Origin of the sequence: Bacillus sp. FSL K6-1033, from assembly GCF_038630765.1 — a bacterium.
Classification (GTDB): domain Bacteria; phylum Bacillota; class Bacilli; order Bacillales; family Bacillaceae; genus Bacillus; species Bacillus altitudinis.
Window position 1 is genome coordinate 3,370,281 of the sequence record NZ_CP152041.1, and the last position, 26,008, is coordinate 3,396,288.

General features: G+C 41.0%; 32 protein-coding genes and 1 pseudogene. 9 read left to right on the forward strand and 24 right to left on the reverse strand.

The window, feature by feature from the left end; all coding sequences use genetic code 11:
- The first annotated feature begins 4 nt into the window (after positions 1–4).
- The 4 genes from MHH31_RS17295 to MHH31_RS17310 are packed head-to-tail and all read left to right on the forward strand — an operon-like array spanning position 5 to position 3,093.
- Entirely contained in the window at positions 5–766 is a 762-nt protein-coding gene (locus MHH31_RS17295) for an amino acid ABC transporter permease (RefSeq protein WP_008343545.1), read from the forward strand.
- A 17-nt stretch (positions 767–783) separates the two neighbouring features.
- Positions 784–1,626, forward strand: a complete 843-nt coding sequence (locus MHH31_RS17300) for a transporter substrate-binding domain-containing protein (RefSeq protein ID WP_058337045.1) — start codon at positions 784–786, stop codon at positions 1,624–1,626.
- A 16-nt stretch (positions 1,627–1,642) separates the two neighbouring features.
- Positions 1,643–2,353 (forward strand): ABC transporter permease subunit, encoded by a 711-nt coding sequence (locus tag MHH31_RS17305; protein WP_082627037.1) that lies wholly within the window; start codon positions 1,643–1,645, stop codon positions 2,351–2,353.
- On the forward strand, positions 2,350–3,093 hold the full coding sequence (locus MHH31_RS17310) for an amino acid ABC transporter ATP-binding protein (RefSeq protein ID WP_058337046.1): 744 nt from the start codon (positions 2,350–2,352) through the stop codon (positions 3,091–3,093). The genes MHH31_RS17305 and MHH31_RS17310 overlap by 4 nt, the downstream gene beginning before the upstream one ends.
- 104 nt (positions 3,094–3,197) lie before the next feature.
- Here MHH31_RS17310 and MHH31_RS17315 read toward each other — a convergent pair whose 3' ends face one another.
- The 3 genes from MHH31_RS17315 to MHH31_RS17325 all read right to left on the reverse strand — a co-directional run bounded on the left by MHH31_RS17315 (position 3,198) and on the right by MHH31_RS17325 (position 5,422).
- Positions 3,198–3,698 carry a YwgA family protein gene (locus tag MHH31_RS17315; protein WP_024719448.1) on the reverse strand — a complete coding sequence of 167 codons (501 nt, stop codon included), beginning with the start codon at positions 3,696–3,698 and terminating at the stop codon, positions 3,198–3,200.
- A gap of 30 nt (positions 3,699–3,728) precedes the next feature.
- Positions 3,729–5,030, reverse strand: a complete 1,302-nt coding sequence (locus tag MHH31_RS17320; RefSeq protein WP_007497716.1) for an HD domain-containing protein — start codon at positions 5,028–5,030, stop codon at positions 3,729–3,731.
- A gap of 170 nt (positions 5,031–5,200) precedes the next feature.
- Complete coding sequence (locus MHH31_RS17325) at positions 5,201–5,422, reverse strand: DUF1450 domain-containing protein (RefSeq protein ID WP_003215259.1); 222 nt, start codon at positions 5,420–5,422, stop codon at positions 5,201–5,203.
- A 242-nt stretch (positions 5,423–5,664) separates the two neighbouring features.
- Between MHH31_RS17325 and MHH31_RS17330 the strand changes: the two genes are divergently transcribed.
- Positions 5,665–6,465, forward strand: coding sequence for an RsfA family transcriptional regulator (locus MHH31_RS17330; RefSeq protein ID WP_058337047.1), 801 nt, complete (start codon positions 5,665–5,667; stop codon positions 6,463–6,465).
- 35 nt (positions 6,466–6,500) lie between these two features.
- Here the strand turns inward: MHH31_RS17330 and MHH31_RS17335 are convergent, their stop codons facing one another.
- The 20 genes and pseudogenes from MHH31_RS17335 to pta form a co-directional block, all read right to left on the reverse strand.
- Positions 6,501–6,734 (reverse strand): DUF5970 family protein, encoded by a 234-nt coding sequence (locus tag MHH31_RS17335; RefSeq protein ID WP_039165219.1) that lies wholly within the window; start codon positions 6,732–6,734, stop codon positions 6,501–6,503.
- The gene (locus MHH31_RS17340) at positions 6,731–9,007 is read right to left on the reverse strand and encodes a glycosyltransferase (RefSeq protein WP_058337048.1); all 2,277 of its coding nucleotides are present in this window, start codon (positions 9,005–9,007) and stop codon (positions 6,731–6,733) included. The genes MHH31_RS17335 and MHH31_RS17340 overlap by 4 nt, the downstream gene beginning before the upstream one ends.
- Before the next feature lie 103 nt (positions 9,008–9,110).
- A complete protein-coding gene (locus tag MHH31_RS17345; RefSeq protein ID WP_017368242.1) occupies positions 9,111–9,596 on the reverse strand; it encodes a tetratricopeptide repeat protein in 486 nt (161 codons plus the stop codon).
- A gap of 35 nt (positions 9,597–9,631) precedes the next feature.
- Positions 9,632–10,477, reverse strand: a complete 846-nt coding sequence (locus MHH31_RS17350; protein WP_058337049.1) for a lipoate--protein ligase family protein — start codon at positions 10,475–10,477, stop codon at positions 9,632–9,634.
- A 236-nt stretch (positions 10,478–10,713) separates the two neighbouring features.
- Complete coding sequence (locus MHH31_RS17355; protein WP_144679079.1) at positions 10,714–11,109, reverse strand: SMI1/KNR4 family protein; 396 nt, start codon at positions 11,107–11,109, stop codon at positions 10,714–10,716.
- 32 nt (positions 11,110–11,141) lie between these two features.
- On the reverse strand, positions 11,142–11,417 hold the full coding sequence (locus tag MHH31_RS17360) for a hypothetical protein (protein WP_008343569.1): 276 nt from the start codon (positions 11,415–11,417) through the stop codon (positions 11,142–11,144).
- A gap of 65 nt (positions 11,418–11,482) precedes the next feature.
- Positions 11,483–11,755: a hypothetical protein gene (locus MHH31_RS17365; RefSeq protein ID WP_024719454.1), complete on the reverse strand. Its 273-nt coding sequence runs from the start codon at positions 11,753–11,755 to the stop codon at positions 11,483–11,485.
- A 28-nt stretch (positions 11,756–11,783) separates the two neighbouring features.
- Positions 11,784–12,146, reverse strand: a complete 363-nt coding sequence (locus MHH31_RS17370; protein ID WP_008343573.1) for a hypothetical protein — start codon at positions 12,144–12,146, stop codon at positions 11,784–11,786.
- Between the two features lie 16 nt (positions 12,147–12,162).
- Entirely contained in the window at positions 12,163–13,833 is a 1,671-nt protein-coding gene (locus MHH31_RS17375) for a T7SS effector LXG polymorphic toxin (RefSeq protein WP_342495030.1), read from the reverse strand.
- A gap of 84 nt (positions 13,834–13,917) precedes the next feature.
- Positions 13,918–14,244: a hypothetical protein gene (locus MHH31_RS17380; protein ID WP_019743227.1), complete on the reverse strand. Its 327-nt coding sequence runs from the start codon at positions 14,242–14,244 to the stop codon at positions 13,918–13,920.
- A 12-nt stretch (positions 14,245–14,256) separates the two neighbouring features.
- Entirely contained in the window at positions 14,257–14,652 is a 396-nt protein-coding gene (locus MHH31_RS17385) for a hypothetical protein (protein ID WP_008343580.1), read from the reverse strand.
- A gap of 11 nt (positions 14,653–14,663) precedes the next feature.
- Positions 14,664–14,900, reverse strand: a pseudogene (locus MHH31_RS17390) (T7SS effector LXG polymorphic toxin); the annotation flags it as partial.
- Positions 14,901–14,968: 68 nt separating this feature from the next.
- Positions 14,969–15,247: a YwqI/YxiC family protein gene (locus MHH31_RS17395; protein ID WP_008343583.1), complete on the reverse strand. Its 279-nt coding sequence runs from the start codon at positions 15,245–15,247 to the stop codon at positions 14,969–14,971.
- A gap of 4 nt (positions 15,248–15,251) precedes the next feature.
- A complete protein-coding gene (locus tag MHH31_RS17400) occupies positions 15,252–15,650 on the reverse strand; it encodes a DUF5082 family protein (RefSeq protein WP_041507929.1) in 399 nt (132 codons plus the stop codon).
- A 170-nt stretch (positions 15,651–15,820) separates the two neighbouring features.
- On the reverse strand, positions 15,821–16,087 hold the full coding sequence (locus MHH31_RS17405) for a hypothetical protein (protein WP_008343586.1): 267 nt from the start codon (positions 16,085–16,087) through the stop codon (positions 15,821–15,823).
- 13 nt (positions 16,088–16,100) lie between these two features.
- Positions 16,101–17,435 carry a TRAP transporter large permease subunit gene (locus MHH31_RS17410; RefSeq protein ID WP_135009571.1) on the reverse strand — a complete coding sequence of 445 codons (1,335 nt, stop codon included), beginning with the start codon at positions 17,433–17,435 and terminating at the stop codon, positions 16,101–16,103.
- Positions 17,436–17,478: 43 nt separating this feature from the next.
- Positions 17,479–18,357 carry an NAD(P)-dependent oxidoreductase gene (locus MHH31_RS17415; RefSeq protein ID WP_135009570.1) on the reverse strand — a complete coding sequence of 293 codons (879 nt, stop codon included), beginning with the start codon at positions 18,355–18,357 and terminating at the stop codon, positions 17,479–17,481.
- A gap of 11 nt (positions 18,358–18,368) precedes the next feature.
- The gene (locus MHH31_RS17420) at positions 18,369–19,040 is read right to left on the reverse strand and encodes an RraA family protein (protein WP_326241784.1); all 672 of its coding nucleotides are present in this window, start codon (positions 19,038–19,040) and stop codon (positions 18,369–18,371) included.
- A 141-nt stretch (positions 19,041–19,181) separates the two neighbouring features.
- Positions 19,182–20,033, reverse strand: coding sequence for a MurR/RpiR family transcriptional regulator (locus MHH31_RS17425; RefSeq protein ID WP_256688798.1), 852 nt, complete (start codon positions 20,031–20,033; stop codon positions 19,182–19,184).
- A gap of 136 nt (positions 20,034–20,169) precedes the next feature.
- Positions 20,170–21,141, reverse strand: a complete 972-nt coding sequence (gene pta / locus MHH31_RS17430; RefSeq protein WP_342495031.1) for a phosphate acetyltransferase — start codon at positions 21,139–21,141, stop codon at positions 20,170–20,172.
- Between the two features lie 239 nt (positions 21,142–21,380).
- Here pta and hemQ point away from each other — a divergent pair, with 239 nt between their 5' ends.
- Together hemQ and MHH31_RS17440 are read left to right on the forward strand one after the other, a co-directional pair.
- Entirely contained in the window at positions 21,381–22,151 is a 771-nt protein-coding gene (gene hemQ / locus MHH31_RS17435) for a hydrogen peroxide-dependent heme synthase (RefSeq protein ID WP_024719459.1), read from the forward strand.
- 67 nt (positions 22,152–22,218) lie between these two features.
- On the forward strand, positions 22,219–23,379 hold the full coding sequence (locus MHH31_RS17440; protein WP_135009568.1) for an MFS transporter: 1,161 nt from the start codon (positions 22,219–22,221) through the stop codon (positions 23,377–23,379).
- A 15-nt stretch (positions 23,380–23,394) separates the two neighbouring features.
- Here the strand turns inward: MHH31_RS17440 and MHH31_RS17445 are convergent, their stop codons facing one another.
- Complete coding sequence (locus MHH31_RS17445; RefSeq protein ID WP_056408380.1) at positions 23,395–23,874, reverse strand: Lrp/AsnC family transcriptional regulator; 480 nt, start codon at positions 23,872–23,874, stop codon at positions 23,395–23,397.
- Between the two features lie 145 nt (positions 23,875–24,019).
- On the opposite strand from MHH31_RS17445, the gene MHH31_RS17450 reads away from it, so the two are divergent.
- Together MHH31_RS17450 and MHH31_RS17455 are read left to right on the forward strand one after the other, a co-directional pair.
- Positions 24,020–25,252 carry an MFS transporter gene (locus MHH31_RS17450; RefSeq protein WP_342495032.1) on the forward strand — a complete coding sequence of 411 codons (1,233 nt, stop codon included), beginning with the start codon at positions 24,020–24,022 and terminating at the stop codon, positions 25,250–25,252.
- Positions 25,253–25,401: 149 nt separating this feature from the next.
- Positions 25,402–26,007 carry a bacilysin biosynthesis protein BacA gene (locus MHH31_RS17455; RefSeq protein ID WP_024719463.1) on the forward strand — a complete coding sequence of 202 codons (606 nt, stop codon included), beginning with the start codon at positions 25,402–25,404 and terminating at the stop codon, positions 26,005–26,007.
- Position 26,008 lies beyond the last annotated feature (1 nt).

Here is a 26,008-nt window from a genome sequence, read left to right on the forward strand (position 1 = left end):
CAACATGGGGGAGTTTTTCAAATGGGAGTATGTCGTCACACTCTTCCCTAAAGTATTGTCAGCCCTTCCAACAACCTTACTGATCGTTTTATTTGCCACTTTGATTGGCAGTTTTCTTGGATTCATTCTTGCTTATTTCCGAATTGAGCGTATTCCCATCCTGCATCAGCTCAGTGCAATTTATGTCTCATTTATTCGTGGAACACCTATCCTTGTTCAAATGTTTATTGTGTTTTATGGCCTGCCTGGTGTGCTTGCAACAATTGGGCTTGATATCTCCATGTGGAACAAATTGATCTTTCTGTATATTACATATGGACTCAATACAGCTGGGTATTTTTCAGAAATATTCCGATCTGCCCTATCGAGTGTCCCAGCATCTCAATATGAAGCGGCCGCCTCGATTGGACTGACGAAATGGCAGATTTATAGAAGAACGCTTATTCCTCAAGCAGGGAGAATCGCCCTTCCTAATATCGGCGTGGCCATTGTCAACTTATTACAAAATACCTCCCTCGCCTTTACATTAGGTGTGATGGACATGATCGGAAAGGTTCAAACATTAGGGGCTTTATACTATCGCGTATTAGAAGGATACTTTATTGCTGCCGTTATATTTATCATTTTAAGTATGGTGTTAGAAAAATCATTTGACCTATTGGAAAAACGGATCAATACACCGAAAACAAAAAAACAGCGACAGACGGCATTGCTTCCCTTAAAAAGAGCCGAAGCGGCCTTCACTGTAGAAAAACGTGCAAAATAAACTGGGGAGGAATTTACATGAAAAATAACAGAATATTCAGTAATAACTATATCATCGGTCTGCTTCTACTTGGTTCATTGCTCCTTGCCGCCTGCGGAAATAACGAGCAATCGGATGAAGTCAAAGCAGAAGCAAACAATAATGACCCAGATGCAAAAGAAATCGTCATTGGGACAGGGAACGCCTATCAGCCTTTCGTTTACTTAGATGAAAACGGCAAATTAACAGGCTACGAGAAGGCTGTATTAGATGAAGTGGATCAGCTGCTTCCACAATATAAGTTTAAATATGAATCCTTTGAGTTTAAAAATATTCTGCCTGCTTTAGATGCCGGTAAAGTTGATCTCGCTGCCCACCAATATGAAATCAATGACGAGCGTCAGAAGAAATATCTATTTGGAAAAGTTGGCTACACAGATTATACAAGCTATGTTGTGGTGAATAAAGCATCCGGTCATGACTTTCAAAGCCTGGACGATTTAGCTGGACACAAAGTGCACACCTCTACAGGAAGTAATTTCGCTTATCTTCTAGAGCAATATAACGCAAAGCATGATCGGAAAATTGACATTGTCTACGGAGATGGCGGGAACGAAATTTTAGTCAAAAACCTGCAGAATGGCACGGTCGATGCTGCCTTACTCACAAAGTATGACGTCAATAAGCTAAACAAACAGTTCAATGCCAATCTTGTGACATCCGGAAAGCCTGTAAACGTATCTAAAACGTATTATCTATATCAAAAAAACAATACAAAACTTCAAAAAGACATTGATCAAGCCCTGCAAAAACTGATCGATAACGGGAAGCTCGCTGAATTGTCTAAAAAAATATTGGGCGGAGACTTTACTACATCATAAGAAAGGAGCGATCTGAGTGGATTTTGACGTTGCTTTTATGTTTCAGGCCTTTCTAGCCGCACTTCATTATTTGCCAACGACGCTGCTATTAGGTTTTCTCCCGCTATTATTCGGCTCCATCTTTGGCTTTGGCATTGCCCTTATTCGTTTTTATCAAGTGCCTATATTGTCTCCATTGTTCAAATGGTTTGTGGCGATTTTTAAAGCCATTCCTGTTGTATTAATCTTGCTCGTATCTTATCTTATTTTTTCCGATTCGCTCGATCAATTGGCTGCATCTCTTTCGCTGCCCATCCGTTTTAGCGATTTAGATAGACGATGGATTGCCATTTTCGCCCTTTCTTTATATGCCGTCAGCGGGTTATCAGAGATATTTCGAAGCTCTCTTGCGTCCATCCCAAAGGGCCAATTTGATGCCGCTCTATCCGTTGGTTTCACAGGCAGACAGGTGTTGCGAAGAGTGATCATTCCACAAGTCTTTCCCATCTCTCTTCCTTTACTGAACAACATGCTCATCAGTTTAATCAAAGCCTCTTCTCTCGTCTCTATGGTATCTGTGGTCGATATTTTAAACGGCGCTTTAATCAAAGCCAATGTGAACTATCGTTATCTTGAAGCCTACATTGCTGTTGCCCTTATTTACTGGGCGCTGTGTGCCTCTATTGAAGCCATTACAGCCGGATATGAGAAATATGGACACAACAACAAAAGGAGGCGATTGGCATGATTCACATCAAACAAGTGCATAAAGCATTCGGTCAAAACCAGATTCTAAAGGGAATTGATTTAACGGTAGAAAAAGGCGAAGTCGTTGTCATTTTAGGTCCGAGCGGCTCTGGGAAATCAACATTTCTCAGATGCTTAAATTTTCTTGAGCGTGCGGATCAAGGTGAAATCAGCATTGATCAGACCACTGTCACATTCAATCAAGCAAAACCGAAAGACATTCTAGCAATTCGCAGAAAAACAGCCATGGTCTTTCAGCAATACGACCTGTTTATTCATAAGACAGCACTTGAGAATGTCATGGAAGGCTTAGTCATTGCCCGTAAACAACCGAAAGACCAAGCCTATGACACAGCACTCCAATTGCTCACAAAAGTAGGGTTACTAGAGAAAAAAGATGCCTATCCGCATCAATTATCTGGCGGACAGCAGCAGCGAGTAGGCATTGCAAGAGCACTTGCATTGAATCCGGAGGTCATTTTGTTTGATGAGCCGACCTCCGCTTTAGATCCCGAGCTTGTAGGTGAAACACTTGACGTCATTAAACAAGTGGCACAAACCGGGGTCACCATGATCATCGTCACCCACGAGATGAGCTTTGCCTATGATATTGCCGACAGGGTCATTTTCATGGAAGAGGGGGTTATTGTTGAATCAGGCACCCCAGTAGAAGTCTTTGAACAGACGAAGGAAGAACGGACAAAACAATTTTTAGCAAGATTTTCTTATCATCATTCCTAAAAAACAAGTCGATCCATGAGGTCGACTTGTTTCTGTTTCTATATGCGTGCAAAATAAAAACCAGTCTGTTCTAGCCATTGGCTATTACATACTGGTTCTTATCGTTAGTTCAATTCCTTCAACTGATCAATATACGCAAGGGCTGCCTCAAATTCTTCGTCCGTATAGCGCTGCTTGCTTTTAATGGTGAAGACCTTTTCCTTTACCTCATCTTTTGGCAGATCATCAAAGTATAAAATCGTTGAGACAAGCTCTAGAAAACGAGACGATTGCTCATTCATCTGCTGCGTCAGCACTTTGAGGTCAGGCATGTCCACTTCACACTGATCGAGAAACTCTTTCCCATTGTCCGTCAGCGAATAGCGATATTGAAAGTATCCGCCCTTTTTTTCCTTCATTTCGTCCAAGAATCCAAGGTTGCACAGCTCTTCAATTCTGAGCGTCAACTCCTCTGAATAGGGGCCATAAAAATGAAAATCGTATTTCTCGTAAAAAGGCAAATCTAGCTTTTTTGCTATGTAAATCATTTTTTGCAGCTTCTTCCGTCCAACGATTTCCCCAGATTCAGAGAACACCTTCATCAACTTTGCATGCTCTTTCAACAAATTCCCGACATCTCCTTTTTCAGTACTTCCTTATCCCAATCCAAGCAGCTTCATGATCGCCTTCTTTTCTTCAGCTTTTTCCGACATATCTACAATTAAGTCCATCGGGAAATAAAGTTTATGATCGGTTCTTCGTTTACCGGAAATGGCGTCAACAATATCTGACTGTCTCGACAGTTCTTTAATATGACCACTTTGCGTCAAGAGATGGATCGGCAGCCGTTCTTCTTCTTCGCCCGGTCTATAGAAGTCATAAGGCAAATCAGAGGAAGAGTCGACCACTAAATAATAGTCAGGATCAATTCCTGCTTCTTTGAACAAAGCCGTCAGCTTGAAATATTTCGTCATTTCTTCGTTTGGATTAAACTCTGTATATTGGAATAAACGGCGGTTCATAAAACGGCGGCACAAATCAGCCAACACGTGATCTTCTTCATCTTCCCACGCCTGAAAATAAAATAAGACAATGGATTCATCCAGCTTAATATAGTCCTCTGTGGTGACATTTCCTTCAAAAATTGAATAAAAATGCACAGGAGCATGTGTGAAAATATATCCCGTTTCATGCAGCTCTTTTGCACGATGGAGAATTTTTGTTAAAATGACTTCCGCACTGCGTGTCACTGGATGGAAATAGACTTGCCAGTACATTTGATAGCGGCTCATAATATAATCCTCTACGGCATGCATCCCGCTCTGTTTCATCACAATCTGATCTTCTCTTGGACGCATCACGCGTAAAATACGTTCCATATCAAAGTGACCATAGCTGACGCCTGTATAGTAAGCATCACGCTGCAAGTAATCCATTCGGTCGGCATCAATTTGACTTGAAATCAAACTGACCACCTGTTTGTTTTGATACGTTTTGGCAATGACTTCTGCTACATGCTTTGGAAAATCGTCACTGACCCGGCGCAGCACTTCATTTACTTCCGTCTGCCCTAAAATGATATCTCTTGTAAACGATTCATGATCTAAATGAAAGACCTTTTCAAAGGAATGAGAAAACGGACCATGTCCAAGGTCATGAAGCAGGGCGGCACTCAGTACAAGCTCACGCTCCCCTTCATCCCATTCGGGTCTTCCTTTAAACACATCATCCACAATTCGTCTGACAATCTCGTATACACCGAGTGAATGATTAAATCGGCTGTGTTCTGCCCCATGAAACGTTAAATAAGTGGTGCCTAGCTGTTTAATTCGTCTAAGGCGCTGGAACTCTCTCGTTCCGATTAAATCCCATATCAATGCATCCCGTACGTGAACATAGCGGTGCACAGGATCTTTAAATACCTTTTCTTCGGATAATTTCCCTTTTGGATACGCCATCGTTTCGTCCCTCTTTTTTTAAGACGTGTTTCTATTATATCGGGTAACTTTTCCCGAAAACATCCTTGAATTTGCTGGCGAATGTGTTCTCATAGATTGAACGGACGTAAAAAGCCCGACCTGACAGGGACGGACCTCTTTTTAGGTCGACTGAACACATTCAGTGACATTTATTTGACTTTTTTTTGAACCTTTTCGAGTAACTCATCTTCTGTTGGTGCGGATAATGGGCGATTGTTCACAAACGCAAAAGCCTTTTTTCGTCCTGGACCGCAATACGATTGACAGCCAATCTCAATTTTTGCATCAGGGTCAACCGATTTAAGTCGAGGCAATAACGTTTTTAGGTTCGTCGCATCACAATCGTCACATACGCGAAACTCATTAGCCATGTTCTTACGCTTCCTTTCAATGATGAAACTTCATTCTATATGAAACAGTTGGACAACTAAGAGTGAATAATATACCACCCAACATTGTACATCGAAGCGACTGGAGTTGCAAGATGCATTGTCAGCACAGAGACGTATTCACATAAAAGCTAGTATTTTCCACTATCCTTTTAGCAAACTTGTATAAACCTTCTTCAACTTGGCTAATCTAATACCATCAAATCTTATGGGGGTTTAAACACATGTCAAAACAAAGACAAGATGCTTGGTCAGAGGAAAATGATCTCCTTCTGGCAGAAACCGTCTTACGTCACGTCAGAGAGGGCAGTACACAGCTGAACGCATTTGAAGAAGTGGGAGACAAGCTAAACCGTACCTCAGCGGCATGCGGATTTAGATGGAATGCTGTCGTGAGGCATCAATATGAAAAAGCATTGGCACTTGCCAAAAAACAGCGTAAACAACGCATGCGTGCACTCGGCAATGGGCAGCCTGCGAAAAAACGTTTGCTCTATCAGCCGCAAGTTGAAGAAACGATCACACAGGAAGAGTTCTCTCAAGAACTGGAACCTGCGCAAGAAGAAACGTTTGCACCTGCAGCCGAAACAGCCGAACAGCTTCAGTTTGTGGATCAAAGCTACAATGAAGAGTTAGCTAGTTTATCACATTTATTGTCACAGGCTTCTCAAGTGACAGAGAAAAAGCCAGAAGCCAATCCATTTGGGCAGCGCCAAGAGTTAACCATTGAGGATATCATTGATTTCTTACGCCGCTATGAAGGCAATGGACAGCAATCAGCTGCCTTACGCATGGAAAACAGCCGGTTAAAACAAGAAAACAATGAACTTTCACATAAAGTGTCGCAGCTAGAAGCTGAAGTGAAAAAGCTTGAAAAGGATCAGCTCACGATTCAAGAAGATTATGAAACACTCGTCAAAATCATGAACCGTGCAAGAAAACTAGTTTTGTTTGAAGAGGACGACAGTGCCGCACCAACCTTTAAAATGGATCGTAACGGCAACCTTGAAAAAATGGCTGAATAACCAAAAAGTGCTCCCCACCTGCGGGAAGCACTTTTTTAAATACCCAAAAATAGCATCACGCTAAAAAGGACATTGATCAAGAAGACGAACATAAAAATATACCTAACTTGCCTCACCTGAAAATCACCAAACATAAAAATATAAAGCCCTGCGATACCAAGCGTCAGTACAGGCTGAAGAAACGGCACGAAAAGCGAAATGCCGTAGCCGGCTCCTATGATGACAGGAAGCCATAGTAAATAGAGGTAACCGCCATTTTTAGATTTCAAGAAACCACTCCCTCTCTTTCTTCTATCTGCTTGATTTCAGGCTGAACAAACTTGAGTCCGGCCATTGTACGTCTGCGTTTTTGTGATGTCCAAACCGCAATCGCCGGCTGATCCGTTAGAGACTCTATGTCAATGGTGATCAGCACTTTCCCATTTAATTCAATTGAATCTTCAAACTCAATTTTGCACCCAGATAAACTGATATCATGTATGATCACCGGCACCTTCTCTTCTAGTCGGTCCTCATAGGCGATCGTGCCTGTCACACCTTGCAATGGCCTTCTCATCCATTTGCGACGTAGAGCCTTTGGTACCTTCTCCGTTTCTCTTAAAAAGCGGAGAAACGTCCGAACGGCATACGATTTTTTCTCACGATCCGTCATCGCTACATGCTCTCGTGTGAATAAGAAACGGATCAGTGATAAATACTCTGATTTTTTGGTGTCAGTAAAAGCAACACCAACCATCAGCTTGTCTCCCTCTGGATAGCTCCAAACCACGTCACACGACACACTTTCATTCTCTTGAAAAAATAATTGCGTTTGTCCTTGATAAAGAGAAGACGCTTGGTCCAATGGAATGGATAGACGTGCACCTGAATCACTCATATCTAGTAGAAAACAAGCAATAGACTGATCTTGATGATCAGAACGAAGATGCCCCTCTTTTTCAATGACAAACCGCTCTGATTTCCGATAACGCGGTCGATCAAACGCCACAAGCAGTGCCATGAATAAGCCTGCACCGTTATAAAGCACCCAAAAAATATTAATCAACATGAGATCAGCGTTCATCGTCCCATTTACCTTCACATCGTAACCTATTTTCACAAGGGCAAGCAATGAGAGCAGCAAGAAGATCAGATGGGGAATCATCGTTTTCAAATGAAAATGTCTTTTGTCCGTTTGAATTCCCTTCGGTGTGACAAGAAATTCAACTCTCTTTTTGAAAAACAGCTCACTTAAAGCAACACCAGCTAGGTGGAACGCCATAGAGCTTTCATAAATGTGACTCCAGAACATGCTTCTCTTTTGATTCGACACAAGTTTAAAAGCTAAATACGAGCTAAAGAACGCCGGCAGCCAAAACATGAAAACGGACTGGAAATCTGCCCAGAAACTTTGAATACCAAACAATAAAAACAAAATCGGTGTGAGAATATAAATCATTTTAAACAAACCGTTAAACCAATACACAATGCCATCTAAATAAAGAACACGCTGCATAAGCGTTAAGCCGCGCACCTTCAAAGGATTAAACTTACGGGCACACTGAATGTTCCCTCTCGACCAGCGATCTCTTTGCTTTAACAGATCAAGCCAGCTTTCAGGCGCCAGACCGACGGCTAATACTTCTCCGACAGACACAGATTTGAATTTCCCCTGGAGAAGCATTCCTGTTGCCATGTCTTCTGTAATCACTCCAGTAGCAAATCCGCCAATTTCATCTAATGCCGTTCTTCTAAATACCGTATTACTCCCAACATACATGACGGCATTAAACCGATCTTTACCAGCTTGGAGAGTTTGCATGAAGAAGTCCTGCTCATTTGGAATTCGATCTTTCGAGAACATATTATATTGGAAAGGATCTTCGTTATAAAACGCCTGTGGAACTTGAACAAACGCAGTTGCTCCATCATGAAAATAGGGCACTGTTTTTTCTAAAAAGGAAGGAAGAGGGACCATATCTGCATCAAGTGTCAGAATCAGCTCTCCATCCGTTTGAGACATCGCATGATTTAAATTACCTGCCTTAGCAAATCTGTTATCTGTTCTTGTCAGATAATGAACACCAAACGCAGAAGCAAGCTGCTCTACTGCTTCCCTATTGCCATCATCACATAAATAAATTTGAACGCTTTCCTTCGGATAAGAGAGATTCAAACAACCTGCAACAGTGCGTTTCAGCACCTCAATTGGTTCATTATATGTAGCTATGAAAATATCAACTGTTGGCAGCCTTTCAAGATCACTGATCATGACTTGTTTCCGGTTTGAAGGCTTCCAAACAAGTGTATAAAACACAAGCAACTGGATAAACCCAATGCATTCACAGACAACAAGCAAAATGCCCATGACAACATTAAAAGTACCTTCATGCGGCAATGTAAAGAAGAGACGCCAGCAAATATAGGCAGCATTTGTTAACACACAAAGCACAATGATGATTTTTTTCACAGTAGAGGCCATTGGCTGGATACGATATATCATATACAACAGAGACAACATACAAAGCATAAACAGCGGGTAATACGTGGTGATGAATGACAATACATTTTCCTTCTTTCTTATGTCATAAAGGACTATCACATATAAAATGTCATAACAAAGGAGGGGATTCTTCCATTACATTGCCCCTCCATTTCTATATAAATCATTTCCACAATCGATCTAACTGATTTGAATAAAAATCAATGGCCTTTCGATAACTCAAAATAGCAGGATCGTTTGTCGTTTCAGTTAAACAGTTCAGTAATATTTCCATTGCTTTGCTATGTTCATTTAAATTATACAAAGTCATGGCATAAAACGTTTGAATGGCTTTATTATGCGGATAAGCTTCCATCGCATGGAGGAATATTTGTTTTGACTTTTCATATTCCCCTAAGGTTCTGTATGTACTTCCTAATCCTAAGAAAGCATCTTCTCTTTCTTCTGAAGACAAACCTAGTTCAAGGGCCCTCTCATAAAAAAAGACAGCTTGTTTTTCCTTCCCTAACACATCATAACTCCAAGCACATTGATAGTGAATGGAGGCATGATCTGGATACTCTTCTACAAGACGGATGAGCATGTCATTGGATTCTTGAAGATGTCCACTTTCTCGAAGTTCAATAGCTTTCAGAAGTTTGGTTTCCATTACATCACCCCTATTTTTAAGATGGGACGATATGTTTACGAGAACACTTTCTCATTCCGCTCAATCATCCGTGTCATGTTCTTCTCAAACTCCAGTTGTTCCTCGGTGGTCAACCCTGAAGCGGTCAGTTGCTCGCTCAGCTTTTGAAGTTCTTCTAGTAAAAGACGCATGAGAAGCGCACAATCAATGGGTTCTCCAGTTAATTCTGATAGGGATGCCATCGTATCAGGCTGTATATCAGGGAATACCGCTTTCACCTCATGCCTTCTATCCTTTAAGGCCGCCTCATAAAAACGGCGAATCAAATCAGCTCGTTCCCGGCCGCTTCCATCTGCACACAAATAGATTTGCACAGCAACCCCTCCTCGTAATCTACGCTGAGAAATGCCGGCAAATTTCTTTCCATTGATGCTCAAATCGTAGCTACCTGGACAATAAGAGCCGACAATTTCATAGGCTTCAATGTCCACCTCATACATCGACAGCATCCGGCGGATCAATTCCACCATCGCATCATATCCACGGTCAATATCAATGCCCTTCTTTTGTTCCGCAAAGATTAAAGACACATTTAGTACGCCTTCATCCAGCACAACAGCAAGACCACCTGAATTGCGCACAATGACGCGATATCCCTCTTCCTCAAGAAGCTTTACACCCTCTTGGAGAAATGGAAGTCTTGTATCCTGAATCCCAAGAACGATCGTATTGTGGTGTACCCAAGAACGCGCTGTCGCTGGTGAGAGTCCTTTCCCGACCGACGCACAAAGCGTATCATCCATCGCAAAAGATTGCTTCGGGTCCACATAAAGACCAAGGCTCGATTGATCTATGATTCGCCATGTCGGCTGCGTCAATAACTCAATAGGTTCATTTTTCATGTCCTGCATATCCTCTCGTTCATAAACTGTGTTTATTATAACATGGAGGGAGAATGAGCGAGAAAAAAGCTCTATGACAAGGAACGTCACAGAGCTTTTCAACTGGATGCTTTGGTTTTCTTGTTCTTCCTTTTCGTGATGAAATAAACAGCTGCAATCAAAACGACAGGAACCCCAACCACGAGGCCCGCAGCGATCAACGTGTTCCACGGCAAATCGATCATCTCCTTAATAGACTAAACTTCTATGAAACAGCCGTGACTTACCCAGCTTAACAAGTCTTCAGCCACCAATTCCGCATGCTGAGGATCCATCACACCAGCATCGACGATCCACACTTTTTTCTCCTCTTCTGCCTGCCGCATGAGAAGTACTCGCCCACCGCCATCGTCACCAATGGCTACATAGCCGCTGGCATAATGATGGACTTCCCATGTTTTATTGCGTTCCACTATGTCCTCAGTTCCGTATAGTAGAACATCGCCTTCGACGGAACATCCATTTGTCTGTTGTAGTAATGCTTTATATGTATGGGGCAGAACCATGTTTAGCTCGGATTCTGCCTCTTTGATATGTATATCACTTGCTGGTTTGTTTATGACCAGGTTGGGAATCTGAGAAAAACGAATCATTTTGAAAGCCTCCTAAAAGGATGTACAAGCGTTTATTCAGCTGATTTTGGCATAATTCTTTTATACACCCGCAGGAGCACTTTTAATAGAAAATAGAAAATGATGACATCGAGTATAAAACCAAAAAATAGAAATTCAACACCATAATTTGAATGCAGGACTAGCCAATCAATGGGAAATCCTCGATAATCCGAACCGGCATGTGGGACATAAACCCCTCTCATAAAAGCTGTCCCAATGACGAGAAGAACACTGATGCTTAATAGCCAATTGACTGTTTTTTTGTTGATGTGTTTTTTCTGATTCATACGAATTCCTTTCTGTGTTTTTGTATCGCTTTCTAATACAAAGACTTCTACATATCACTATATAATCAATACAACAATTCTTTTAGTAGACTTTCCGCTTTATGTAATTCATCTAAAAATGGATTTAGATAATCATTATGACTATCCAAGTAAGCCCTAACTCCGCCAATGATAAAGACTTTTTGGAGATCATCATTGGCTTGCATGATTCTTTGGGCATTCTTGTATCTTCTATATATTAATTCAAGTACACCTTGATTGATCTCTTGAGAATATTCTTTTTCTAGGATGTTGATGACCGTTTGAATTTGTTTCGTTAGTTCTTGTTTTTTGTTCATTTAATGCTCCTTAAAACTTCGGCTCATACTAATAAATATCTAACCGTTGACAATTAAAACTTATAAAATCGCCTTCATTTATATCTCCCGGTATATTGCAATCCAATTCTAATAAAAGTCCGCCTACCTTCACTTTTTCATCACGCTTATCAATTAATTGTCCTAAAAAACTATAACTGAAATTATCATCTAATTTTTCAATTCTATACTCTGACAATTCAGCTTTCACTAAGTCTGACACATCTAAACAATAAATGGGTTCTAATAGTTCATTTTCTTCAAGGTAATTTAATGGTTGAGCAAAACACATTATTTCCAGTTCGCCATCTGTTACAATCACTTCAGCTTCTGAGGCTTCTTGTGAAATCCAGTTTATTTTTTTTATTTTCAATACGATCACCCTTTTTTTACTTCTTTGTTTTTATCCCTAAACTTGGTGCTTTTTTAGAAAGTTCTTTAACCGATTTTATATGAAATGTGGTGATATTTCCTGTTTTTCTATCGAGCCCAACAAATCCGTATTTTGCACTTCCCTTTCCACCAACAATTCTTACATATCCATTCAGTTCTGGTACATATTGTCCCTTTTGAATAAGGTGATTTGCATCTTCAAGATAATTTTTGATATTGTATTTGTTTTTGCCGATTGCACCCATTATCTCTTTACTATGCTTTTCAAAATGAATAATAGCTTCATCACCTTTGAATTTAATCAGTTCACCCGTACCCTTTCTTGTCTTCTCAACTCTCTTCACCACATTCTTCCCTTGATCAATCTTAAAGACATATTTCCCGCCTTTAATGATTTTCATAAATGGGATAATAGAGGCTGCGGATAGGGCTTGGTCGGTGCTGCTAATATTTTTGCTGGTTTCTGGGTCTTTGCCAGTAACGGCTCGGTAGCCGTCGTAGATGCCGCTGTATTCTAAAATGATGTTTTCGGCGGTTGAAACGACCTCACCGTCTAGTATACGTTTGGCATTTCCGCGGCTGCGGCTTTCTGGGATGTTGTCGACTTCTTCTATTCTAACTTCACCGTTTGCGATATACGTTCGAATGATTTGTTTATTGGCGTAAACGGTGTATCTCCCGCCTATAAAATCAATGTCCGACGGATCTGTGACAACTTCATCAGCGATGTCGAATTCTTTTAGCTTTTTGATGCCTTTTACGTTGAATAGTTTACCCTTTATGACCCTGATGTCTCTATGAATCTTGTTTTTCCCGTTCACGGCTTCCCTTTGCAATGGCGTAAGCGATGGATCGTTTACTGTGATTTGTTTACTGATGTTTTTATGGGTGTCATTCCGAACAACCGTCTCCACATTCGCCTGTTGTTTCTCTTTCAGTTTCTTCAGCATGATTATCATTGGATTGTCTTTTAGGTTGTCTATTTTGTCGCTCAATCCACTGATGGTGCTGTTCACTTTTTCTTCTTTTCCATCTTTGAAAATAGATCCTTTTTGATAGCTCGTGATGTCGATTTTTGGGCCGGTGAACATGGTGCTTAGCGTGTTGATGAATTGTTTCATTGTTTGAAGGGAGCTTTTTGTTTCATGTAAAGCACTCGTCTGCTCCCTGTCAAATGCATGAAGCAGACCAATGGTTCTTGACGTCTCAAGCCATGCCTTTTGATAGTTTTGCTGAAAAGCTGATTCATCTACACTTGGCAAGTGAACAATATGACCAACTCTGCCAATGGCGTGGTTCACCTCTGATACGATTTCAGAAATTGTTCGTTCAGCTTTTTTTAAGCCTTGATCAAGTTCGTGTTCAATAAATGCTTGTGATATAAAGCCGTGCTGATTTGATTCAAGGGCATGAAGCGCCTGCTTTGTGTTTTTCAATGCAGCGCTATAATCCTCAATGATGACCTGAAAAAATTGCAGGAAGGGAATATGGCATTCTGTATAAAAGGAGCGGATGGCTTGTCCCGCCTCTCCCTTTAGTGCGCCATCAAGTGAGATGATCTGTTGGATTTGTTTTTCTATGGAGCTAATCTGTTGTGATTGCTGTTTTAATGTATTCAGCGTTTGGTCAATTCCGTTTATTATCGCAAAAGCATCAAGGGTTTTCATTACGTTCTCCTTTATTTTCTTTTACTGCTGGAAGCAAGCGCCTTGTCCGTTTCGATCATGGTGTTCACCGCTCATATTAGATGTTTACTTAACGATACATTCAGGTGAAAATTTCACAAAAACAGAGTTTGTACCATCATCCATCATTCTTTTCAATTCCTTACCTAATGAATAATTAGAATTTGGTTCTGTTTGCAATACACAAACAATATTTCCACCCTCACCTTGAGTTAGACAGGTTAATTGTAAATATTCATTGTTATCATAAATAAAAGAAACGATGTAATCATAGAAATTACCTTCTAGGTTATCCTTATTTAATTCCTCCGTAAAAACTCTAACTACGGTTCCGGTCCAAATTTGAGTATCATCTTCAATTTCCAGAACAGATATCCAATCATTATTCATCATTCTATTACATCCCTACTTTGATCCTACTTTCACTTCACCATCATGAAATATTTCAATAACATAACCAGAAGATGGTGAAAAAATCCATGTATCAAAACTGACTGCAGTAACATCATCTATAGCTTCAAAAACTTTATCTAAAGTAGATTGAATAATTGGTAACGTCCCTTCATCCCAAATTACATAAACAACATCATTATACTCATCCATTTTTTGATTTAAAAAGGATTGTATCTCATCAAACGTATTCACTTCAGCATAAGAAGATAAATTCTTCCATTCAATTTGCCCCCAATCAGAAAATGGAAATGAACTTTCAAAATGGATTAATATTTTATCCCTACTATTATCATATAAAACGTGTACATTCTCACCAAGTGCCTCAATACATTCTTCAAATAAACTCATATAAAATCTCCTTATCTATTCAGATGTTTTAATAAAGATTTAAAAGTACCTTCGTTACCTTCAAATGGTATAGCGATTTTCTTTGCATTAGCTCCTTTACCATTACGAAAATCTTCAATATTTATATGTGGTCCCTTATTAGGATCATAATCTAATCTCCATCTTACTTTTCCGTCAACAGACTGCCTACCAACAACTTTACCATACCCAGCACTCGACTTAAGCGTACCTGTATATGGTTGTGCATTGGGTCGGGTTATTACAGGAAGAGATCCAATAACAGATGATAAAGTCGCAGGTATGGATCGTTTCTCCTTTATTTTCTTTTACTGCTGGAAGCAAGCGCCTTGTCCGTTTCGATCATGGTGTTCACCGCTTGTTCTGTTTGTACAAGTTGTTTCTGAAGAATGTCTATATAGGATGTACTTAATTCGTTCAGCTGCTGATTGATTTTTTCTAATGTGTCTGCCGTCAGGAGCTGATTTCTTCCTTTGATGGTTGTTGGAAGTGTTGCATTCATTTGAGCGCCTGATTGTTTTGCATGCTGTAATACTCGTTTGACCTGACTGGCATCTATTTTAATTTCTCTGCTCATGTGACTACCCTCTTTTTTCTTCCAGTTGTTTTTGCTTTTCTTTCTCTATTTTTCTTTCAACCGAATGAATTTCATGTTCTAATGAATGGATCTCTGATTTTAAGTCGCTGATTTTCTCATCAATTCGATTCAATAGATTGGTTAGCTGTACACTTTTTATCTCTTGACTGGCGGATGCCATCTCGTCTCGAATGTCATCAAACGTATCTGCGAGATGGCCAAACCATGTATGTGATGTCAGATCTGGATGAGTCATTTTCTTGTTAGCATCTGCCAGAGCAGACTTTGCTTCTTTGATTTCTTTTCGACACATGTTCAGTTCTATGATTTGTTCTTTTTTTATGGATATGTCTGCCTTTAACGAATACAAGGCTGTTGTATAACCGATGATAGCTCCAGACATCGTCAAACACCTCTATTCCTCAAATAGTCCTCCGTTATGTTACCATTTACTAGCACAAGAGGCATATGATTGAAAACGAATTCAATAAAAAATGAATCGTATGTATTGGGTTTTTATACCTAATTCACATAAAAAAGCTGAATCCTTCGATAGGATCCAGCTTTTGATGCTTATTTTAAAGTTTCAGTGACTGATGCTGAGTCATGATCGTTACATGCAGCGTCTTTCTTCTCAGGGATATAATGGAGTGAAAACCCGACAAGGCTAAAAAAGGCACTTAACACCAGTGTTGGGTTTTTAAATAGGTTCGTACTAGCAATGATCATATCTCCCTTTTGCAAGAGAATTCCTAGTATTTGACCGAATACCAACAACGTTCCTGACGTTAGGAATAGGACAAGCAGCACTTTAAATAAGAATTCCATCAATACTCTCATCTGTTTCTCCTTTCTATACGGGAAGTATCTCCATTCCAATGAGCCAGCCAATGCCAACGATCGGAAGCATATAATAGAGGATCAGTGGGATAAAGGTTTTTTCTGGTCTGGCCCCTGCTAGACCAGAAGCGATAAATATGGACCCTGATGCAGGCGGGGAAGCGCCTTCAGTTGATGAAAAAGCAAGAATGGCAACTACAGCCACAACTGGGTCCACTCCAACTGAGATTAAAGCTGAAAATGAGACAAGCCCAACCGCTGTTAATGTCGCTGTTGAAGATAGAGGGCCTGCCACCAGTGTGACAAGAACACCCACAATGAGCACCATGAGCCATTTCGGAATGGCAAGTACTGATGTGATTTGCGTCAAATCTTCTGCGAGTCCTAATTCAGCAAGCACTTGACTAGCAGCCACTGCAAACAGCATCAAGGCGCCAATCGTTGTGAATTTAGGAATGGCTGATTTGAAAAATTGAGACCAATCTAAAGCAGACGCCTTGCTTCTTCCAATTGTTAAACTAATCAGCATCATGAGAATCGGAATCCATGTAATTAAAGATATTTGATCCATTGCCTCTGGTCCGATGTTTGGGTTACTTTTTAAATAGTTTGCCAGAGGACCAATCGTGACAATGATAGGAATCAAGGCACCGAAAAAAATAAAGATCGACTTCCACCCTTGTTTCACAGCTTCCCAGAAAGGAAGAATATCATCTGGCGGCATGGCCTGAATTTTATTCTTTTTCACCAGAAGATACACCAAAATAAATCGGTATACGACTTGATACAGTCCTCCTATTAGAAGGGCAATATATAAATCTCCCTCAGATACAAGGGCGGCAACTGGTGCAAACCCAAGCATGATGAACATGGAAGAGTTCGGAGGCAGTGCCGCTCCAAGTCCGCCATTCCCTGCTAGAATCGTGGCCGTATGGGTCCGGCTCCACCCGGATTTAATCATCCAAGAGGCCGTGATAGAGCCAGTCGCAGCTGTGTTTGCAGAATTTGAACCTGAAAGAGCGCCTAAGACTGCTGAACCTAACGTACTCATATAAGCTGCTCCACCAGGAAGTTTCCCTACAACCGAATTTAGGATTCGTAAGAGTGCATGAATTAATTCCAACTTTTCGATTAAATAAGCCATGAATACAAATGCGACAGCTGCATAAAGCACCTCATATGTGGATGCAAATATTAAACCATCCCAGAAAAGTCTTAACGCATCCAATCCGCCAAATAATGTGGTCGCAATAAAGCCTAATAGCATGGCTTCTCCCATATTCCGCTTCACGACGACATTCCATATAATGATGACAGCTATGAACACAATCAACGCAATAAAACCCATATCGTTTCTTCGCCTCCCCTTCATTAAATAAAACGCTTACAAATTATTCCCCTTGCTGCATCACGTCAATGACTTCTTCCCAGCTAGCAGGTTTTACCCCGTCAAATCGTTCAGCAAAGTGAAAGTCTGCTAATTTCTCAAGCTTCTTTTGTGCTGCCCGAGACATACTGGCATCAATCTCTGCTTCATCTAGCATTTCAATAGTGCCAAGAAGCTCTACTGCCCGTCTTTTTGCATGCAATGCACTCCCTGTCACAAGACGATTCATGGTCTCTTCAAAACTTTTGCTATCGATTGTATCGCTTAGTGAAGAAATCACTTGATGTTCCACATTATATTTTTTAGAAATTTCCAAAAATTCAATCAATAGACCGACAATCCCCTTCATATAAATGCTTCTGATTAGCTTTAGTGCCGAAGCATCTCCTGGCTGGTCACTAATTTTTGTGATATTCATGCCATAAGCATTCATGACTTTCATGAATTGGTCAATTCCACTGCCGCTTGCCGTGATCGGAACCTTGTGTTTGTTGACTGGAAGAGACCCTAGCATGGCGGCATCTACAAATAGCGCTTCTTTCTTTTCAATTTCGTTTGCTACTTGTTTTTTGATGTCTGGTGTTGATGCCGATACATCTACATATAATTGATTCTTTTTCAAACTTCCCGATACAGATTGTGCCACTTCTAAGGTTTTATTCGCTGGTACAGCTGCAATCACAAGATCAGATTTCTCAATGAGTTCGCTAATACTGCTCGTTAATTGAACGCCTGTTTGCGATGCTTTTTCTTTCAACGAGCCAGCTAATTTCTCATTTTGTAATAGGACATCATACGCATAAAATTGATTTAATCCTTCTGTTTTCAATCCCGTTGACAGCTCATATGCCGCTTCACCATATCCGATAAAGCCTATTTTCATCACCGATTCCCCTATTCCTGAAATTTTTTCATTCTGCCTTCCAGCCATGCCGGTGCTAAGAAAATGATGTCTTGCTTTCCTTCGTCCACATACTGTTGAATCGTTTTTAGTCTCTGATGTTCATACGCTTGTTTCTCTTCCGCTAGTGTCAGCAGGTGTTCCGCCTTTTCCTTTGGAACGATGACGACTCCATCATCGTCAGCAATGACTAAATCACCTGGGGCTACTTTGACACCGCCGCACGAGATGGTTTGATTCAATTCCCCAGGACCATCTTTATAAGGTCCGTTTGGCATAAATCCCTTACTGTAGATTGGCAAAGCCAGCTCCTCTAAAGCGAGTTTGTCGCGAACAAGCCCGTCAATCACGATTCCTTCTATTCCTACAGCCTTTGCTGAATGTGCCATCAATTCCCCTAAATAGGCATGACCCTTATGGTCTTTCCCATCAACAATCAGTACATCTCCTTCTTTAGCAGAGTAGATCGCTTGATGAAGAAATAAATTATCCCCTGGCCGTAAGCTAACAGTAAAAGCTGTGCCGACTACATTCATGCCTTTCGCAACTGGTTTGATTTGATGATCCATCGCGCCAGTGCACCCCATTACGTCTGACAGCAAGGTCGAGTTAAGCTTTTTTGCCCTAGCGATAAGATCCTTCGACACGAAATGAACAGTACTCATTGTTTCCATCATCCCCTTTGAGTTATATTCATTACACTTATTTTTATTAAAGTAATATTTATTACTTTTGTGATATGATCATACCACCTCATTTCCAATTAGTAAAGCGCTTTCAAAAAATAAAAAATGAGTTCCACACGACTAATGTGTTGTGTGGTAACTCATTTTCGTTAACATATGATTGATTTGATCTAAACGTGGTTTTGTTCTTTCAGGATCATTCATCGCTAAGGCACTTAAAATGTAATCGACGATAAAGATAGCAGATACGACAGAGTTATGGGAGCCGACACTTGCTGAGGAACATGGTAATACATATTGTGCATATTTGGTTAATGGCGAGCTGTAACTGTCTGTGATTAAAAGCACTTCCACCCCATAAGACTTCGCTGCTTCCATCAAATCTTTCATACGCTTTGCATAGCGCGGATAGCTGACAGCTATAATGAAATCATCAGAATGAAAATGAACGAGATCATCCACCCAGTCGCTTTTGTCTGCATCAATGTATTGGCAATTCCCCAATAACCGATTGATTCCGAGTGACAGATACTCACCAACAGGTCTTCCACTTCGAACACTTGTACACAAAACGTGGCGTGCGCTGGCTATTTTCCCAACAATCTGCTGAAAGGTTTCTTCCGTGATATTGTCCAGTGCGTACTGGATATTTTGAAATTGCAGTTCTACATGGTCATGCAGGAGCTTATTCTTATTTGAATGCTTGAGATTCGCTTCAAGTCTCGTTTGAGGGTCGGCTTTATGCTTCATAGCTGATTGAAGCTCTTTTTGGAACTCAGAAAAACCGGAATACCCCACAGCAGCAGAGAATCGCATGATCGTTGCTGTACTCGTCCCGACTTTTGACGCCAATTTATCGACAGTTAAAAAAGCGACTTCCATTGGATTTTGTACGATATAATCTGCAATTCTCCTCTGCGCATCGGTTAAAAATGCGACCTTATGCTGAAGTTTATATATTAAATCCTCCATTATAGCACCTGCCTATCCTATCGGCTTTATCTACGATTCGTGTTTTCTTTTCACTCTTTATTGTACACATTTGGACAAAATAAAAAAACAGCCAGCACGAATCTATCGTACTGACTGCTCTAGTCGAGATGCTATTTTATAGTGCTTGAGCTGCTGTAATAAGCGCAAGATTGTAAACGTCTTCGGCATTACAGCCTCTTGAAAGATCGTTTACTGGCTGATTTAGACCTTGTAGGATTGGACCTACAGCTTCAAAGTTACCTAAGCGCTGGGCAATTTTGTAGCCAATGTTTCCAGCTTCAAGGCTAGGGAAAACAAATACGCTAGCATCGCCTTTGATGACGGAATCTGGTGCTTTTTTCGCTGCCACTGAAGGAACGAAAGCTGCATCGAATTGAAACTCTCCATCAAGAACAAGCTCAGGTGCTTTTTCTTTAGCAATGCGAACCGCTTCAGATACTTTGTCTGTTTCGTCTGATTTTGCTGAACCTTTTGTAGAGAAGCTAAGCATTGCTACACGTGGTTCGATGTCAAACATTTTTGCTGTGTTTGCACTTTCGATCGCAATTTCAGCAAGATCTTGGCTGTCTGGTGCAACGTTGATCGCACAATCAGCAAACACATATTGCTCTTCGCCGCGAGCCATAATGAAGACGCCAGAAGTTTTCTTTACGCCTTCTTTTGTTTTAATGATTTGAAGTGCTGGGCGCACTGTATCAGCAGTTGAGTGTGCTGCTCCGCTTACAAGGCCGTCTGCAAGACCTTTATACACAAGCATTGTACCAAAGTAGTTTTCATCCAGTAATGCTTTTCTCGCTTGCTCTTCTGTCGCTTTGCCTTTACGTCTTTCGACGAAAGCTTGTACAAGATCTTCAAAACCTTCATATGTATGAGGATCATACACGTCAACACCATCAAGTGTAAGACCTAATTCTTTTGCTTTTGCTTCTACTTCTTCTTTCTTACCTACAACAATTGGCTGCAATACTTTGCCATCTGCTAGTTTTTGAACGGCTGTTAGAATGCGTTCGTCCATTCCCTCAGGAAAAACGATCTTAACTCCTTTACCTGCAACCTTTTCCTGAACTGTTGAAAAAATATCTGCCACTTCAATACCCTCCTTGATTTTACAAAAAAAGCGTTCTCTTTTAAGCATACTCTTCTTCTACATAAATTCAAACTACCAACTTACATTATAGCGCTTACAATTTAAATTCTTATTTTTCAAACTAATTAAATCAATTTCTAGAAAAGCGTTTTCGTCGTTCAAGTTTTGATCACATCTTCATTTGGACAAACTATGTTATAGTTGGAACAGATGGAAAACTGTAAATAGGAGTGAAAGAAATGAGCGAACAACATACTACAAATGAAGCAGCTCAAACACTAGATGGCTGGTATGCACTGCATGATTTTAGAACGATCGACTGGACCGCTTGGAAGCTGCTGACAAGCGATGAGCGTCAAGCCATCATTCATGAGTTCACAGGTCTATTAGAAAAATGGAAAACAGCCGAGCACAATCAGGCTGGAAGCCAAACAATCTATAGTATTGTCGGCCAAAAAGCAGATATTATGCTCATGATTTTACGTCCGACCATGGAAGAACTGGGTGAAATTGAACTTGAATTTAACAAGACACGACTAGCAGAGTTTACGATTCCAGCTTATTCTTACGTGTCAGTTGTTGAACTCAGCAACTACTTGGCAGGAGGCGGAGATGGCGGAGACCCTTACGAGAACCCGCATGTACGTGCGCGCCTCTATCCAGAGCTTCCTTCTTCTCAATATGTCTGTTTCTATCCAATGGATAAAAGACGTTCTGGCAATGACAACTGGTACATGCTTTCAATGGATGAACGTAAATCCCTTATGAGAAGCCATGGTTTAATTGGCAGAAGCTATGCTGGGAAAGTAAAACAGATCATTACAGGTTCTGTTGGCTTTGATGATTATGAGTGGGGCGTCACTCTTTTCTCTGATGATGTGCTTCAATTTAAAAAATTGGTTTACGAAATGCGATTTGATGAAGTAAGTGCACGTTACGGCGAATTTGGTTCCTTCTTTGTTGGAAACCGATTAGCAAACGAGCAGCTAGCGTCTTATTTCCATGTATGATAAACTCTTAAGGCTTCGGATCTCTCCGAAGCCTTTTTATGTATTTGTTTAGAAAGGTGATCTCATCATGAAAAACTTCCCCATCGCTATTTTTGCGTTAACGCTCGGTGCGTTTTCGATTGGCATGACTGAATTTGTGATCATGGGACTTTTGCCAAATGTCGCAAATGATCTTCATGTATCTATTTCTGCTTCAGGTCAGCTGATTACCGGATATGCACTCGGTGTCGCAGTTGGCGGCCCTATTTTAACGTTATCAACTGGAAAAATGTCGAGAAAACGTCTCCTCATTCTATTAATGATTCTTTTCGTAGCAGGAAATGCTGTCGCAGCTGTATCGTCTTCTTATGGTCTCTTGATGGCTGCACGTATTTTAACGTCATTTGCCCATGGTACCTTCTTTGGTGTCGGCGCCATTATGGCTGCACGGCTTGTTCCTAAGGAGCGAAGCGCAAGTGCGATCAGCTTCATGTTTACAGGACTGACAGTAGCCAATGTACTGGGTGTGCCATTTGGCACCTTTATCGGAAATCAATTCGGCTGGCGCATGTCATTTCTCGTTATTGCTGTCATTGGTCTCATTTCCTTAATCGGTATTATCAGTTTAGTACCCAATCAATCGAAAGAAGAAGTATTAGATATTCGAAATGAAATATCGGTGTTGAAAAAGCCGCAGGTCCTCGTCTCCTTTGCGATGACGATATTCGGTTTTGCGGGTGTGTTTACCGCCTTTACGTATATCAGCCCGATCCTGCTGCAAGTGACTGGCTTTCAGGAAAACGGGGTCACCCTCATTCTTGTCCTCTTTGGGCTTGGGGTCACCATTGGGAATTTAGTCGGCGGAAAGCTTGCCGACTGGAAGCTGATGCCGAGTATTATCGTCACATTGATCTTGCTGATGGCTGTCCTGTTGTTATTCACATATACATCTGCTTTTAAAGTGCCTGCCGTGCTGACGATTTTTGTTTGGGGAATCATTTCATTTATTCTCGTTCCTACCTTGCAATACCGCACGATGAACATGGCACATGAAGCCCCGACACTCGCATCAACGCTCAGTCATTCTGCCTTTAATATTGGAAATGCCGGCGGTGCAGCGCTTGGCGGTCTTGCTATCGAAATCACACATTTACAGCTTGTCCCGCTCTTTGCGGCAGGTGTAACATTCATTGGATTGATCATTACGATCATGAGCTATCAGTCAGATAAACGAATCAAAAGGACCTGAGGGCAGGTCCTTTTTCTATTTCACCACGGTCATTTCTGGCTCTTCTATTTGTTTCACACGTTCCTGAATGGGATGAGAAAAAGAGTGCTCTGACAATACAATATGGGAGACCGTTTTTGTAAAACCAGAAACATCTTGAATAAACGCTTCAATTTCTTCAAGAGAAGAAACAGACAGCTTAATGAAAAAACAGGACTGTCCTGCCACTCGATAAGCAAAGAACGCACGTGGATGCTGGTTCATAAATGTCACAAAACGCTGATACTCCCCATTTAATACGGTGACTTCCAGTAAACAGTCTATCATCAGACCCAACTTTTTATAATTGACTTGAACAGAATACCCTTCGATAATCCCTGCATCCTCTAGTTTTCGCACTCTTTCTGCTACCGCAGGTGCTGATAAATTCACTCGTTTGGACAATTCCCTCATTGATAAGCGGGCATCTTCTCTCAATTCGTTTAAAATATGCACATCCACATCGGTGATTTTCATTCGTTACGCTCCTATCCCAAAATCGTTCCATTTGAAAAGTATTTTATGATGATACTTATGATACGAAATGTAAAATAAAACTAAATAATGGTAGAATTTATTTTAACGGAATTGAATGAAAAAGCAAGTATGGAGGGATCACTTGATGAAAGAATCTTTAGACAGCCAGGCTTCTAAAACATTTCCCATCACACTTGCCATTGCACTCACACTTGGCGTTTTTGCGGCGGGATCGGAGGAACTGGTGATTTCACCACTGCTGCCTGATTTATCAAACTCCTTTCAGCACTCTCTTGATGTTCTCGCTCTTTCCATCAGCATTTATGGGTTAGCTGTGCTGGTTGGAGCTCCGCTGCTCGTTCCTTTAGGGGACCGATATTCAAGAGAGCTGTGTTTGATAATTGGGCTGTCTTTCTTTTTGATTGGAACAGTGATGTGTGCTGCTGCTCCAAATTTGGCCGTGTTTTTTGCAGGCCGTGCTATTTCTGGGCTGGCAACTGGTGTATTTGTGCCAACAGCCTATGCTCTTGTGGGCGACCGGGTTCCATACGAATATCGCGGCAAAGTGATGGGACTCATTGTATCAAGCTGGTCTCTTTCTCTTGTCCTTGGTGTGCCCATTGGCGCCTTTATCGGCCAGAGTTTAAACTGGCGCTGGACGTTTTGGATTTTCGCTATGATGAGTCTCATTGTCCTGCTGCTCGTCATCCTTGAATCAAGAAAACAAGTCAGAGCAGCTGATCCGAAGGCACCTCAAGCTAGAGAGAAAACAGGCTCTTTATGGGGGGCTTTGAAAATTGATCGTGTGCCTGCCTATTTGACTGTGACGTTTTGCAATATGCTTGGATTTTACGGCATGTACTCGTTTTTAGGTGCTTATTTGCAAAGTCTGTTTGATGGCGGACAATCAACAGCTGGACTTCTTATTATGGCTTATGGCGTCGGCTTTTCTATGAGTATGTTTACTGGAAAATTAGCAGACTGGTTCGGTAAAACCCGTTCCCTTGTCTTCGTGCTGGGTGGAATTGCGCTTGTTCTAGCCTTGCTTCCTTATGCGCCATTCTCGTGGATGTTGCTGATTTTCGCCCTATTTATTTGGGGTGCTATGCAAAGCTTATCTGTCACGCTTCTAAGCACGGTTCTAAGCGACTGCTCTCAAACCCATCGCGGGAAAGTGATGGCTTTTTATAGCCTGGCCTCCAACTTTGCTGTTATGCTCGGTTCCGCACTGATGGGACCCGTTTATGTCCATTTCGGATATCATACGGTAGGTCTTGTCTGTGCATTGATCACACTTGTTGGTTTCATCATCAGCTTTGGCAGCTATAAACGAGAACGTGCCTTACAGAAAAAACAGCCAACTACTCTTGAAACGTAAGCACATTTCACTGCACATCTCGATATGTGCAGTTTTTTAGATCAATTTTTAATATCATCATATATTACATTTTTTATAAAATTTGTTGACAATTACCAATTTTAAATTTTATAATCTAGTAAAAATTTGAAAAAGATTGGATGGTAAACATGATCCTAAAGAATGATGATGTGTTTCATTTCAAAGAAGAGCCAAGCCCTTCACCTAAGATGTTTACAGTCAACACTCTAGGCCCTAAGGGGACAAGCAGTGAATACGCAGCAAAACATTTCATCTCTCAATCCACCACTACACTCGGTACTCATACGAAACTATCCCTTTATGACACATTCGAAACTTGCATTGAACATACTCTCTCTCAACCACTTCAATTTACTCTCGTCCCACACGCATATGAAGGCATCAAACACTTCTACATGAGACCAGATCTACAGCTTTTACAAATTTTCAGATGTGACACGCCCATGTATGGTTTGGCTGTCAGACCTGATTTCCCATTCAATGAACAAATGCTCCACCATTTAAAAATTGTCTCACATCCTGCACCTGTCAATTTAATTCAATATTTCATTCACCAAAATGCTGAATTTGAACTTGTTAATTCTACAAGTACTGCCGCGCAGAAAGTAAGGGACGGCGAATTTGATTTTGCTTTAACGAATGAGGTGGCAAGAGCCACATATGGTCTCATCTTCATTCGAACGTTTAAAAGTATACCCATGAGCTGGTCCATATTCGGAAAAGGAGAGATATAAG

Excerpts from the sequence above, each read along its gene's own strand:
- MHH31_RS17395 (WP_008343583.1), bottom strand. The coding sequence starts at position 15,247 with ATGAGCAGAGAAATTAAAATAGATGCCAGTCAGGTCAAACGAGTATTA.
- MHH31_RS17325 (WP_003215259.1), bottom strand. The coding sequence starts at position 5,422 with ATGGCTAATGAGTTTCGCGTATGTGACGATTGTGATGCGACGAACCTA.
- MHH31_RS17445 (WP_056408380.1), bottom strand. The coding sequence starts at position 23,874 with ATGAAAATCACCGATGTGGATGTGCATATTTTAAACGAATTGAGAGAA.
- MHH31_RS17360 (WP_008343569.1), bottom strand. The coding sequence starts at position 11,417 with ATGAATCAGAAAAAACACATCAACAAAAAAACAGTCAATTGGCTATTA.
- MHH31_RS17425 (WP_256688798.1), bottom strand. The coding sequence starts at position 20,033 with ATGGAGGATTTAATATATAAACTTCAGCATAAGGTCGCATTTTTAACC.
- MHH31_RS17400 (WP_041507929.1), bottom strand. The coding sequence starts at position 15,650 with ATGTCTGGAGCTATCATCGGTTATACAACAGCCTTGTATTCGTTAAAG.
- MHH31_RS17345 (WP_017368242.1), bottom strand. The coding sequence starts at position 9,596 with ATGGAAACCAAACTTCTGAAAGCTATTGAACTTCGAGAAAGTGGACAT.
- MHH31_RS17355 (WP_144679079.1), bottom strand. The coding sequence starts at position 11,109 with ATGATTCGTTTTTCTCAGATTCCCAACCTGGTCATAAACAAACCAGCA.
- MHH31_RS17375 (WP_342495030.1), bottom strand. The coding sequence starts at position 13,833 with ATGAAAACCCTTGATGCTTTTGCGATAATAAACGGAATTGACCAAACG.
- MHH31_RS17365 (WP_024719454.1), bottom strand. The coding sequence starts at position 11,755 with ATGAACAAAAAACAAGAACTAACGAAACAAATTCAAACGGTCATCAAC.
- hemQ (WP_024719459.1), top strand. The coding sequence starts at position 21,381 with ATGAGCGAACAACATACTACAAATGAAGCAGCTCAAACACTAGATGGC.
- MHH31_RS17450 (WP_342495032.1), top strand. The coding sequence starts at position 24,020 with ATGAAAGAATCTTTAGACAGCCAGGCTTCTAAAACATTTCCCATCACA.
- MHH31_RS17440 (WP_135009568.1), top strand. The coding sequence starts at position 22,219 with ATGAAAAACTTCCCCATCGCTATTTTTGCGTTAACGCTCGGTGCGTTT.
- MHH31_RS17410 (WP_135009571.1), bottom strand. The coding sequence starts at position 17,435 with ATGGGTTTTATTGCGTTGATTGTGTTCATAGCTGTCATCATTATATGG.
- MHH31_RS17330 (WP_058337047.1), top strand. The coding sequence starts at position 5,665 with ATGTCAAAACAAAGACAAGATGCTTGGTCAGAGGAAAATGATCTCCTT.
- MHH31_RS17385 (WP_008343580.1), bottom strand. The coding sequence starts at position 14,652 with ATGAGTTTATTTGAAGAATGTATTGAGGCACTTGGTGAGAATGTACAC.
- MHH31_RS17310 (WP_058337046.1), top strand. The coding sequence starts at position 2,350 with ATGATTCACATCAAACAAGTGCATAAAGCATTCGGTCAAAACCAGATT.
- MHH31_RS17350 (WP_058337049.1), bottom strand. The coding sequence starts at position 10,477 with ATGAAAAATGAACCTATTGAGTTATTGACGCAGCCGACATGGCGAATC.
- MHH31_RS17455 (WP_024719463.1), top strand. The coding sequence starts at position 25,402 with ATGATCCTAAAGAATGATGATGTGTTTCATTTCAAAGAAGAGCCAAGC.
- MHH31_RS17420 (WP_326241784.1), bottom strand. The coding sequence starts at position 19,040 with ATGAGTACTGTTCATTTCGTGTCGAAGGATCTTATCGCTAGGGCAAAA.
- MHH31_RS17405 (WP_008343586.1), bottom strand. The coding sequence starts at position 16,087 with ATGAGAGTATTGATGGAATTCTTATTTAAAGTGCTGCTTGTCCTATTC.
- MHH31_RS17320 (WP_007497716.1), bottom strand. The coding sequence starts at position 5,030 with ATGGCGTATCCAAAAGGGAAATTATCCGAAGAAAAGGTATTTAAAGAT.
- MHH31_RS17295 (WP_008343545.1), top strand. The coding sequence starts at position 5 with ATGGGGGAGTTTTTCAAATGGGAGTATGTCGTCACACTCTTCCCTAAA.
- MHH31_RS17380 (WP_019743227.1), bottom strand. The coding sequence starts at position 14,244 with ATGATGAATAATGATTGGATATCTGTTCTGGAAATTGAAGATGATACT.
- MHH31_RS17415 (WP_135009570.1), bottom strand. The coding sequence starts at position 18,357 with ATGAAAATAGGCTTTATCGGATATGGTGAAGCGGCATATGAGCTGTCA.
- MHH31_RS17300 (WP_058337045.1), top strand. The coding sequence starts at position 784 with ATGAAAAATAACAGAATATTCAGTAATAACTATATCATCGGTCTGCTT.